Here is a 12,436-nt window from a genome sequence, read left to right on the forward strand (position 1 = left end):
CGTTTCGTCGCGTATAATAGCACCAGATAGTAAGAGGGGGAACATCAATTGCGTAAATCTTTACCATTTGCATTATCAAAGGACCGATCATTTTTTGATTCACTAGGTGACTGGATGGGTGACGTCCTTTATGATGAATTGCCTGAAAAAGGCTTTGAATGTCGTGATGAGCAAATCTTTATGGCTTATCAAATAGAACAAGCGCTAAAAGAAAAAAACGTACTCTTTGCAGAAGCGGGTGTTGGAACTGGGAAAACAATCGCCTATTTACTCCCAGCTATTTCTTATGCACGCTATACAGGGAAACCGGCACTTATTGCATGTGCTGATGAAACATTAATCGATCAGCTCGTTAAAGAGGGCGGAGACATCTATAAGCTACAAAAAACGCTTGGTCTGGAAATTGATGTTCGTTTAGCCAAATCACGGGATCAATATTTATGCTTAAAACGCTTTGAGGAAGCAGAAAAAGTTGAATCGGATGAATGGATTGATGATATTTCCTTCTCCATTCCGGATGGTGTGTATGCCCAAGGTTCAATGATTGCTATTCATCCATATGGAGAACGTAGTAATTATCCAACTGTCAGTGATGAGGATTGGCAAAAAGTTAATTACAACTCGATTATGCAATGCTCTGTATGTGATCTACGTAATCGCTGTGGGCAAACATTGCATCGTTCTCATTACCGTAAATCAACGGATTTAGTTATTTGTTCGCAAGATTTCTTAATGGAGCATTTAGCTACAAAGGAATCTCGTGAACGTGAGGGACAGCTTGCCTTACTGCCAGAAGTGTCTATGATGGTATTAGATGAAGGACATCTGTTGGAATACGCTGCACAAAAAGCAATGACTTATAAAGTACAGGCAACAACGATTGTTCAGCTTTTAGAGCGATTAATGGTGGATGGTGTGCGAGAACGAACTTTGTATGCTATGGAAAAATTGCAAGATGATCATGAGTTATTTTTTGATCAGCTTCGTGATGATATCGTTGCTTCAGATGAGGATCGTAAACGTATCAATAAATCCAAAACATTGCTTGCTTATGGAAAACAATTGATACATGATGTGGAAGTATTGATGGAAGAATTTGTTTTTGAATCTGAAATGTATATGATTCCTGAATATGAGTTAAACATGGCAGAGGAATATTTAGAACAATATGAGGCTTCCTTACGTATTTTCATAGCTCAAGGAGATGCAGTGGATTGGCTGGAGGAAACAGATGGAGAAGAAACGTTGGTGATTATGCCTCGTTTAATTACAGAAGTTTTAGCAGAAAAACTATTCTCTAAAAAGCTTCCGATCGTCTTTTCATCTGCTACTTTATCCGTTAATAAAGACTTTTCGTATATCGCCTATAGTCTAGGTATTAAAGAGTCCCAATCATTTTCAGTCCCTTCGCCATTTGATTATGAAGAAGTAATGAAAATCTATTTACATGAGCTTGATCAACATGCTAAAACCGCACGTGTACAGCAATTACTACGTGATGGCGAGCAAACATTAATTTTATTTAAATCCAAGCAAGCCATGTTGAAATTTAAAGCCGATTTGCCATTAATGGAGCGCATGCATGTTGCCTTTGAAGGTGATCGAGAGCTCTCCGCCATTGTTCGTGATTTCCAGCAGGGAATCGTTAAAACATTATGCTCATATCATTTATGGGAAGGCTTAGATTTACCTGAAGAAGCATTAACACGCGTTATTATTTATGATTTACCGTTTCCTCCACAGGATCCGTTATTTGATGCGAAGCGTACGTTTGCTGAAAACCCATTTGAAGAAGTGGAGTTACCATTTATGCAATTGCGCTTGCAGCAAGGAATGGGCCGCTTAATTAGGACGTCAAACGATCATGGTGATATTCATATTTTGTTAAATGAAGAAGAACAAAAACAACGCGCAGCCTTTGAAAATATATTAGCTGTTGCACCTGAAATAAAGTAGAATTAAGAGAGTTTGCTTAATCGGCAAGCTCTCTTTTTATTATATTGAAATAGATATTTTTCCCTTGTTAAATAATGTAATAACAAAAATATGTTGAATATTTCTCTTTTAGGCTATATAGTTCTTTGTAATGCAATGAATTTTGATGAAAGATAATATTTTTTGTATTGAAAATAATTTCACAAAAGGTTTATAATAATGACAAGAATTTTTAAGAATAATCAAACTGATTGTTGATTATTCCGTGATGGGGGGCTTTAACCTGTCGAACATTCAATCATTGTGTAGAAACTATACCAATCTTTCGGCAACGGATATTGACAAGTTAATAGAAATAGAAGCTACGCTTAAGTATTATGCTGAGCTCACTGATTGTTATATGTTCATAGATTGTATGATGGATAATTTATCACATGCAATTGTCGTGGCAGAAGCATTCCCTAACAAGGAAAAAGGTTTATACGAAAAATCGGTTATTGGAAAATTCGTTTTTGAAAGTTTTGAACCAGCCGTATTTACTGCGTTTAAACAAAAAGAAAAATCATCGATTTCCAGAGCCGTTACACAAGAAGGCATTACAGTCGAACAAAATGTGATTCCGATCTTTAATGAACAACAGCAAGTAATTGCTGTGTTGATTCAGGAAAAGATGGTGAAGATGCAAACGACACCAAAAGATGATTTTCAAAATATGCCTTTTGCATTAATTGAACATATTGTAGAACCTAATTCTCAACCGATACCAGTTGTTTCTGATTTACTTGTAGAGTCAATTATTCTTACGAATCACGAAAACAAAGTTATCTATAGTAACCCTGCTGGCTATCATTTTATTTCAGAACTTTCGGGATTAGAAAACTTTGACAATGTTGCATTGGATAAAATCTTACCGTTTTTACAGGAGGTCTATGATAAAGGCGACGATGTCTTTTTCCTAGAGATTACGATTGATCGTAAATCCTTTATCGTGAAGAAAATCCCAATTCGTAGTCAAAATGACAAGGTTACACTCCTCATTATTCATGATCTAACAGAGCTAAAGCTGAAAGAAAATGAACTGATGATGAAAACATTTGCCATACGAGAAATTCACCATCGTGTGAAAAATAATCTTCAGACAGTGACAAGCCTATTACGCTTGCAAATGCGCAATGAATTGTCGGCTGTCAATGCAAGTGCTTTTCAGGAGGCATTAAATCGAATATATAGCATCTCATCTGTATATGAGCTTATTTTAGAAAATGAGGATAACGCTGAAGAAAGAGTAGACGTTATTGCATTGGCTAAAAAAATTGGACATAAAATGATTGGCACGTCCAATACAGCAACTATTCAACTAGCATTTCATCACGAACATTTGCAAGTATTTTGCCATTCCAAAAAGGCAGTATCCCTTGCACTCATTATTTGTGAGCTACTACAAAATGCATTAAAGTATGCTTTTGTTGGTCGTGATGAAGGAGCCATTGATATTCATTTCATGCAGGAAACTTCAACTATTTCACTTCATATTTCCGACAACGGCGTTGGAATGCAAGAAGTGAAGGCATCATTTGGCATGGAAATTATCACAAGGCTTGTGGAATATGATTTAGCTGGCTCATTTTCAATTATCCCTAGTGAAGAAGGTACACATACTCAAATTCAGTTCCCTGTAAGTGAGGAGGTATTTATCGTAAATGACTAGGAAAGTTATGATTGTCGAAGATGAATCATTGATTGCCATTGATTTGAAGTTTATGCTAGAGGATAATGGTTACGAAGTAGTGGCACAAGCTAATAATGGTGAAACCGCCATTGAGCTAGCCTTTTTGCATAAACCACAATTAATCTTAATGGATATTAAAATGCCTAAACTAGATGGTTTAAAGGCAAGTAAAATTATTGAACAACAGCTTGGCATACCTGTTCTCTTCATCTCGGCATATAGTGAAAAAGAATTGCTACTATACATGAAGCAGGATAATATATTAGGATATGTTATGAAACCGTTTTCTGAAAAAAATGTGTTGCCTGTGTTAGAGGTTGCTTTTCATCAAATTGATAAGTTCAACCGTCTCAATGGGGAGATTTTACATAAGCAAACACAATTAGATAAGCGAAAAGTCATTGAACGAGCGAAGGGCTTGCTTATGCAGGCTGAAAATATAAGCGAGGACGAGGCTTACCGCAAAATTCGCAATGAAAGTATGCAAACACAGCAAGAAATGGTGCATATTGCGGAGCAAATTATTTTAAACTTACAAGTTAATAGTTGAAGCAAAGGCGCTTTAAAGAGATTTCTTCTTTAAAGTGCCTTTTTTTATATAAATTTATTAATCATAAAGGGGTGATGAGTAAGATGGCAATGATAGGAACGATTATCGTTTATATTATTATGATTTGTGCTGTTTTAGGGGCAATCGGAGCAATCCGAGATGCTGAGTATGGAATTGGTAAAGAGTTTATGAATGGTATCCATACAGTTGGTCATATTTTCGTCCCAGCAGCAGGGATCATGGCAGCTATACCTTACTTAACATGGTTTATTAGTCATTTTATTAGTCCGATTTTTGAGTTAATTGGTGCAGATCCTGCGATTGCAGCGACGACTATTTTAGCTTCGGACATGGGTGGTTACCAATTAGCCAATGCTTTAAAAGAGTCATATGAGGGATGGGTAATGGCTCTAGTCGTTGGATTTATGTCAGGTGCTACTATTGTCTTCTCGATTCCAATGGGTCTTGCGATGTTAGATAAGCGTGATCATAAATATATGGCGCTTGGTATTATGGCCGGCGTATTAACAATTCCGATTGGTGCATTTATTTCATCAATTATGATTGTGCTATTTAACACAGAAGTGCGTGAAGTTATCAGTACAACAGAGGCGCCTACATATGTATTTGCCATTTCTGTTCTACAAATTTTAATTAATTTACTGCCTTTGTTCATCTTTGTTGTATTAATCGCGTTAGGCTTAAAGCTTATTCCAAACGGTATGATTGCAGGCTTCATGTTATTCGGCCGTGTGATGGATGCCGGAATCAAATTGGTATTAGTGTTCTCGATTGTTGAAATTTTCACAGGTATTTTTACAAAAATATTTGGTGCATGGGGCTTCGATCCAATTATGGCTGATGAGATCGATCAATTCAGAGCATTAGAAACAGCTGGTTATATAGGTATTATGCTAGCCGGTGCATTCCCAATGGTTTATTTAATTCGAAAATATGCATCGAAACCACTTGAAGCGGCTGGTAAGAAATTGGGCCTTTCATCTGTAGGGAGTGCAGGAATTTTAGCAACTATTGCTAATATCTTGGCGATGTTCACGCTTGTTCGTCATATGCCACCAAAAGATAAAGTTATTAATATTGCGTTTGGTGTATGTTCAGCATTTTTATTAGGCGATCACTTATCATTTACAGCTAATTTCCAGCCGACGATTATTTTACCTGTTATTGCCGGTAAGTTTTTAGCGGGTGTGATTGCGATTATTTTAGCGTATAAGCTTTCTGTACCGACTGCCTTAAGGTTAGAAATGGAAGATCGCAAAGCAGGCATTATAAAAGAAGGCGAATATTTAGATCAAAAATCTTAATCCATTAAAAGTGAGGTGATGATGTGTGAGTGAAGAAAAGAAACGATTTATTCAGGAGTTTGTGCCGGGTAAACAGCTAACATTGAGTCACCTTATTGCGAACCCTGACCCCGAGATGTTTCAAAAGCTGGGTATTCAAGAATCGGGTGCGCTAGGTATTATGACGTGTACTCCAAGTGAAACGGTTATCATCGCTGGGGATTTAGCGACGAAAGCTGCCAATGTTAGATTAGGATTTTTAGACCGTTTTACAGGCAGTCTCGTTATTGTCGGTAGTGTATCAGAGGTGGAAATGGCGATGTTAGAAATTAATCGTTTTTTATCCGAGGTATTAGGCTATACACCATCAAGAATAACAAAATCATAGGATGTGTCGTATGAAAAATCGAGTAATGATAATAGGCGGTGTGCAAGCAGGAAAGTCAACATTGATGAATACTTTGTTGGGCAAAGAAAGCAGTGCCAATAAAACACAAGCACTCGTTTATGAAGACTGGATTGTCGATACACCCGGTGAATATATTGAAAATCCCATGTATTACAGAAACATTATGGCCACTTCGTTGGAAGTAACACATGTCATTTATTTGCAGGATGCCACATCTTCAAGAAGTGTGTTTCCTCCGCAATTTAGCTTAGGGATTCCGAAAATACAAATCGGTGTCATTACAAAAATTGATGCACCTGATGCAGATGTTGAAAGAGCGACAGGTTTATTAAAAAATGTGATGACACAGGGCCCTATCGTGAAAACTTCTTCGTGGAAAAAGCTTGGCGTGGAATGGATTGCGCCACTTATTCAGCTTCATACACACGAAGAAATTCAACAATTCGTGAAGGATTGCGATAGTCCATATCTCATGTATTGCTCACAGTAGCGAGAGGGTGGTGTAGGGTGAAAACTGAAAAAATTTATAGTGCTGGCATTGATATTGGGACAAGCACGACCAAAATGGTAGTTAGTCGTTTTTTGTTAAAGAATGTGGCTGGCGTAACCCATGTGCCAAGGATTGAAATTATTGAAAAGACGGTGTTACATCAAAGTCCCATCATCAAGACACCATTTATCAATAAAGACATCATCGATATGAAAAAAATTGAAGAATTCATTTTTCAGCAGTACCAATTAGCTCAAATCGTACCAACTGATATATCAACGGGCGCAATTATTATAACTGGCGAATCTGCCACGAAGGAAAACGCAAGAGAGGTTGTCCATACCATTGCAGATGGCGCAGGTCATTTTTTAGTTGCTACTGCTGGTCCTGATTTAGAAGGCATTATTGCGGCCAAAGGGTCAGGTACTTTACAGCAATCAAAAAACTCTTCAAAAGTGATCGCCAATATTGATATTGGTGGTGGAACTGCCAATATTGCTGTTATGCAATTTGGAGAAGTCATCGGGACATGTACCTTACATGTTGGTGGTAGATTGATTGAATTTAACAATGGTAGGATTCAATCAATTTCTCCGCCACTCATGGAACTGATGGAAAAGTGGTCTAATCCGTTATCCGTCGGTGATGCGGCAGAAGATGCTCGAGTGACGCAATGTATAGAGGAAATGGTCGGTACACTTGCTTTAATTTTGAAGGGACAGTGTACGGATGACAAGCATCCATTATTACTTGGGCATTTGCCAAACTGGCATAAACCAGTAGATGCCATCGTCTTTTCTGGAGGAGTAGCTTCTTGTATTTATGAAAATGAATGTACTCAGCGTCAATATGATGATATTGGTGAACGATTAGCGAAAATGCTCGTTCAGCATGAGCAACTGCAATCATTTTTATGGCTCCAACCTAAAGAAACCGCTCGTGCGACCGTCACTGGTGCAGGTACACAAACTACGGAAATTAGTGGGGCAACCATCCAGGTGGATGCCGAGGTGTTACCACTCAAAAATGTTCCTGTGTTTAACTGCCATCTGGATGAAACAGCAATAGACTATAACAGCACGGTGAAAACAGCGGTGGAACGAGCAGATGATTTATTTGCGATACAGGATAATCGTGCACCATTTGCACTCTATTTTAGTGAATTGCCGTATTTAAGCTTTCAGGATGTACATGCATTGTGTGAGGCCTTATTGCAACATTTGGCAACAAGATGCTCCAAGGACATACCAATTATCATAGTCATTCAATCAGATTATGCAAAGATTATCGGACAAACCATACAAGCAATTAATCCGACAGTCCCAATTATTTGCATCGATCAAATCAAAGTGGAGACGGGAGATTATATCGACATTGGAGAGGTTCTGCCTTCAGGCGTTGTTCCAGTTGTTGTGAAAACTCTTGCCTTCCACTCAAAGTAAGGAGGATGAATGTGAATTTATCGGTGATATTTGGTGGAGAGAAATATAATTTTAAATCATTAAAAGATGTCATGGCCAAGGCCAATGAAGAAAAATCAGGTGATCAGCTAGCGGGAATTGCAGCTGAAACCGTTCAGCAACGTATAGCTGCGAAGGCAGTACTAAGTGAGCTTCTAGTGAAAGATATCCGTGAAAATCCATTAGTGCCGCAAGAAAATGATGAAGTTTCACGCATTATTGAGGGCGATATTAATGAGCAAATATATGGAGAAATAAAAAACTGGAGCATTGAGCAGCTACGCGAATACATCTTATCGAATGATACGGGTGATCGTGAGTTAAAGCGTTTAAGCAAAGGGATGAACTCTGAAATTATTGCAGCTGTCACGAAGCTAATGTCAAATCTAGATCTCGTTCATGCAGCCAATAAAGTAGAGATTTTATCGACATGTAATATTACTATCGGTCAAAAAGGTACGCTGTCATCACGTTTACAGCCAAACCATCCAACCGACAATATCGACGGTATTATTGCTTCCCTAAAGGAAGGTCTGTCCTATGGTATTGGTGACGCTGTCATTGGTATTAATCCTGTGGATGATTCAGTTGAAAGTGTCAAAAAGGTATTAACTGCTACAAAAGAATTTATCAATGATTGGTCAATTCCTACGCAGAATTGTGTATTAGCCCATATTACGACACAGATGAAGGCCATAAAACAGGGTGCACCAGCTGATATGATTTTCCAAAGTATTGCTGGCACTGAAATTGCCAACCGTTCATTCGGGATTTCAGCAGATTTAATACGAGAAGCAGAAGAGCTCATTAAAAAGCAGGGGACGGGTACTGGTCCGAACCTATTCTACTTTGAAACAGGCCAAGGTTCAGAACTATCAGCAGAAGCTCATATGGGCATCGACCAAGTAACACTTGAATCTCGCAATTATGGATTTGCTCGACACTTCAACCCTTATATCGTTAATACAGTAGTTGGTTTTATCGGCCCAGAGTATTTATACAACAATAAACAAGTAATACGAGCGGGTCTTGAGGATCACTTCATGGGCAAAATGCATGGTATCCCTATGGGTGTAGATATTTGTTATACAAACCATATTAAGGCAGATCAAAATGATGTGGAAGATTTAAGTGTGTTACTGACAGCGGCTGGCGTTAACTTTATTATTGCGGCGCCAATGGGTGATGATGTCATGCTCAACTATCAATCAATGAGCTTCCATGATGTAGCTACATTACTACAAACATTTGGAAAAAAACCAGCACCAGAATATTTAGCGTGGCTTGAGAAAATGGGCATTTATGAAAATGGTCGACTTTCAGCTAGGGCTGGCGATTTATCCATTTTTGAAAGGTAGGTGAGTCGAGTGAATGATCAATTAGTCTCTATGATTACACAACTTGTCATGGAAAAGATGGAGAAAACTACTGAGGGGCAAGCTCCAGAGGTAATCACAACACGAACAGAGGAGCCGCTTATTAAGTTCTATGATACAGCAGCAACTAAAGGTGCTACAGAATTAGCAAAACCTATGTCTACAACAAGTGAACCATTAATTCAGCTGTATCAGCAAGGAACTCCTCAGCAGGCACATATAGCTCCTGCAACTTTTGAACAACCGTTAAATGTAGCTGTACCCATTAAGCCTTTTCAGTTTGAGGCAGACACATTAACGGACAGTATACAGGCGGCTAAAAAACATACACCAGCTCGGATTGGAGTAGGTAGAGCGGGCACAAGACCAAAAACAAAAACATGGTTAAAGTTCCGTCTCGATCATGCCGCTGCAGTGGACGCTGTGTATGGTGAAGTGACAGAAGATCTTTTACAAAAAATTGATGTCTTTCAAGTGACAACGAAAGTAACAGATAAAGAGGAATACATTACAAGACCTGACTTAGGTCGTCGTTTATCAGATGAAGCCAAGTCATTAATTCAACAAAAGTGCAAGCAACAGCCGAAAGTACAGATTATTATTTCGAATGGCTTAAGTGCGAGTGCGATTGAGGAAAATGTACAAGATGTTTATTTAGCGCTTCAGCAAAGTCTTAGCAATTTAAATATTGATATAGGCACAACCTTCTATATCGATAAAGGCCGAGTGGCGCTCATGGATGAAATTGGTGAGTTGTTACAGGCGGAGGTAATTGTTTATTTAATTGGTGAGCGTCCTGGACTAGTATCAGCTGAATCGATGAGTGCTTATTTATGCTATAAACCTAGAATCGGCACAGTAGAAGCAGAGCGTATGGTCATATCTAATATCCATAAAGGAGGCATCCCACCATTAGAGGCGGGCGCGTACCTTGGAACAATCGTACAAAAAATCTTGCATTACGAGGCAAGTGGGGTAGAGCTTGTCGCAAAAGAAGGTTAGGAGGCTGAAATATGAATCCTCAAAAAATAATGGCCCAAATTTTGGCGATGCAAACTATTCCAAGAGTTAACAGTGAATTAGCAGAGCAGCTAGATTTGAAGCCGCACCATCATAGTATTGGGCTCGTGACGCTCACAATTGATGATGTAGGATATGTAGCATTAGATGAAGCAACGAAGAAGGCAGATATTGATGTTGTCTATGCGAAAAGTTTCTATGCAGGAGCGGCACATTCATCTGGCCCCTTGTCGGGGGAGGTTATTGGCATTATTGCTGGAAGCTCACCTGATGAAATCCGTAGTGGTCTAGATGCCATTCAACAGAAAATAGAGTTTGACACGTACTTTGAAGCTATTAATAACAATGTCAACCATGCTTTGTTTGCCCATACGGTGGCAAGCTGTGGGACGTATCTTGCCGAGCTAGCAGATGTAAAGATTGGCACACCTCTTGCGTATTTAATCGCACCGCCATTGGAGGCAGTTGTTGGTTTAGATGCAGCATTAAAGGCGGCAGAAGTAGAGCTAAAGGTTTTCTTTGGCCCTCCATCGGAAACAAATTTTGGTGGCGGTTTATTAAGTGGCAGCCAATCTTCCTGTGAGGCTGCGGCACACGCTTTTAGGGAAGCCATTGAAAATTTAGCAAGAAACCCAGTGATTTAGAAAGGAGGCGGCTTTATGGCCACATTAGACAAAGACTTATTAGCTATTCAAGAAATGAGAGATGCTGTTAAACATGCTAATACAGCACAAGCTGCCTATATGCAATTTTCACAGCAACAAGTAGACAGCATCGTTAAAGCTGTTGCGGATGCTGCCTTTAAGGAAGCGGATCGCTTAGCCAAAATGGCTGTGCAAGAAACAGGGATGGGTATCCCTAATCATAAAAAAATGAAAAACGAAGTTGCTTCACGAGATGTCTATGAAGATATTAAAGAATTAAAAACGGTTGGTATCGTAGGCTATGATCGTATGAAAAAAGTGGCAGAGATTGCAAGTCCTTTTGGGGTTATTGCAGGAATTGTGCCAACGACGAATCCAACATCTACAGCTATTTTTAAAACATTAATTTCTTTAAAAACGAGAAATGCCTTAGTGCTAAGTCCTCACCCATATGCTGTGAAATGTACAAAAGAGGCGTTAGACGTTTGCCGAGTAGCTGCTGAACAAGCAGGTGCACCAGAAGGTTTACTACAATGTTTAACAATGTCTTCTATGGAGGCAACACAGCAGCTAATGAAGCATCCTGATATTCATTTGATTTTAGCGACAGGTGGCGGCGCATTAGTGAAGGCGGCGTATAGCTCAGGAAAACCTGCTTATGGGGTAGGACCCGGGAATGTCCCAGCTTACATCGAAAAATCAGCAAATATTCAAAAGTCTGTACGTCAATTGGTGCACAGTAAATCGTTTGATAATGGCACAATTTGCGCTACAGAGCAAGCTATTATTGTAGATAAAGCAATTGCAGAGCAGGTACAAACAGAATTAAAGAAAAACGGTGCCTATCTTTTAAATGCTGAAGAAAAGGCTAAAATGGAAAAATTAATTTCACCAGTTCCTGGAAAGGTGAATCCACAAATCGTCGGCAAATCAGCAACCTGCTTAGCGGATTCTGTAGGCATCACTGTACCAGAGGATACTAAAGTACTTGTTGGCTTAGAAACGATGATTGGTAAAAACATCCCGTTTTCTCTTGAAAAATTATCACCTATCTTTGCCCTCTATACGGTAGAAAACAGTACAGAAGCTAAGCAAGTGATGATTGACCTTTTAAATATTGGTGGACGCGGACATACATGCTCGATTCATACTGAAAATGCAGCTTTAGCAGAGCAATTCTCCGTTGAATTACCAGTATCTCGTATTGTAGTGAATACACTATCATCTATTGGTGCAGTAGGTGGCACAACTGGATTAGCACCATCCTTTACATTAGGCTGTGGTACATTTGGCGGCAATATTACGTCAGATAACATTACAGCAAGACATCTTTTAAACATTAAACGTATGGCTTATGGCATTAAGGATGTAGAAGTGCCAAAACCAGAGTTTGAAGTACAGTCCGTTGTTGAGTCGGTTGTCTCACAGGAGCCTTCTTTAGACACAACAATGGTTCAACAAATCGTTGATCAAGTATTAAAACAAATCACATTACAAAATAAATAATTTGGAGGAATGA

The 12,436-nt window shown here is 39.0% G+C and carries 11 protein-coding genes; all 11 read left to right on the forward strand.

From position 1 onward, the window contains the following. Positions 1-48: 48 nt before the first annotated feature. The 11 genes from MKY80_RS07620 (at position 49) to MKY80_RS07670 (ending at position 12,423) form a co-directional block, all read left to right on the forward strand. On the forward strand, positions 49-1,956 hold the full coding sequence (locus MKY80_RS07620; protein WP_008176459.1) for an ATP-dependent DNA helicase: 1,908 nt from the start codon (positions 49-51) through the stop codon (positions 1,954-1,956). Between the two features lie 247 nt (positions 1,957-2,203). Continuing rightward, entirely contained in the window at positions 2,204-3,643 is a 1,440-nt protein-coding gene (locus tag MKY80_RS07625; protein WP_342532435.1) for a sensor histidine kinase, read from the forward strand. Then, entirely contained in the window at positions 3,636-4,214 is a 579-nt protein-coding gene (locus MKY80_RS07630) for a response regulator (protein ID WP_025115126.1), read from the forward strand. The genes MKY80_RS07625 and MKY80_RS07630 overlap by 8 nt, the downstream gene beginning before the upstream one ends. 83 nt (positions 4,215-4,297) lie before the next feature. Next, positions 4,298-5,539, forward strand: coding sequence for an ethanolamine utilization protein EutH (gene eutH, locus MKY80_RS07635; RefSeq protein WP_008176453.1), 1,242 nt, complete (start codon positions 4,298-4,300; stop codon positions 5,537-5,539). Positions 5,540-5,564: 25 nt separating this feature from the next. Then, on the forward strand, positions 5,565-5,906 hold the full coding sequence (locus MKY80_RS07640) for a BMC domain-containing protein (RefSeq protein WP_008176451.1): 342 nt from the start codon (positions 5,565-5,567) through the stop codon (positions 5,904-5,906). 10 nt (positions 5,907-5,916) lie between these two features. Further along, positions 5,917-6,417, forward strand: coding sequence for a EutP/PduV family microcompartment system protein (locus tag MKY80_RS07645; RefSeq protein WP_008176450.1), 501 nt, complete (start codon positions 5,917-5,919; stop codon positions 6,415-6,417). Positions 6,418-6,434: 17 nt separating this feature from the next. Further along, positions 6,435-7,859, forward strand: coding sequence for an ethanolamine ammonia-lyase reactivating factor EutA (locus MKY80_RS07650; RefSeq protein WP_008176448.1), 1,425 nt, complete (start codon positions 6,435-6,437; stop codon positions 7,857-7,859). 5 nt (positions 7,860-7,864) lie between these two features. Beyond that, the gene (locus tag MKY80_RS07655) at positions 7,865-9,235 is read left to right on the forward strand and encodes an ethanolamine ammonia-lyase subunit EutB (RefSeq protein ID WP_008176446.1); all 1,371 of its coding nucleotides are present in this window, start codon (positions 7,865-7,867) and stop codon (positions 9,233-9,235) included. 9 nt (positions 9,236-9,244) lie between these two features. After that, the gene (gene eutC, locus MKY80_RS07660) at positions 9,245-10,255 is read left to right on the forward strand and encodes an ethanolamine ammonia-lyase subunit EutC (RefSeq protein ID WP_089985108.1); all 1,011 of its coding nucleotides are present in this window, start codon (positions 9,245-9,247) and stop codon (positions 10,253-10,255) included. 11 nt (positions 10,256-10,266) lie between these two features. Then, a complete protein-coding gene (gene eutL / locus MKY80_RS07665; RefSeq protein WP_089985106.1) occupies positions 10,267-10,917 on the forward strand; it encodes an ethanolamine utilization microcompartment protein EutL in 651 nt (216 codons plus the stop codon). 15 nt (positions 10,918-10,932) lie between these two features. Continuing rightward, the gene (locus tag MKY80_RS07670; RefSeq protein WP_089985105.1) at positions 10,933-12,423 is read left to right on the forward strand and encodes an aldehyde dehydrogenase family protein; all 1,491 of its coding nucleotides are present in this window, start codon (positions 10,933-10,935) and stop codon (positions 12,421-12,423) included. Positions 12,424-12,436 lie beyond the last annotated feature (13 nt).

It is taken from the genome of Lysinibacillus sp. FSL R5-0849, assembly GCF_038595075.1.
Taxonomy (GTDB): Bacteria; Bacillota; Bacilli; order Bacillales_A; family Planococcaceae; genus Lysinibacillus; species Lysinibacillus fusiformis.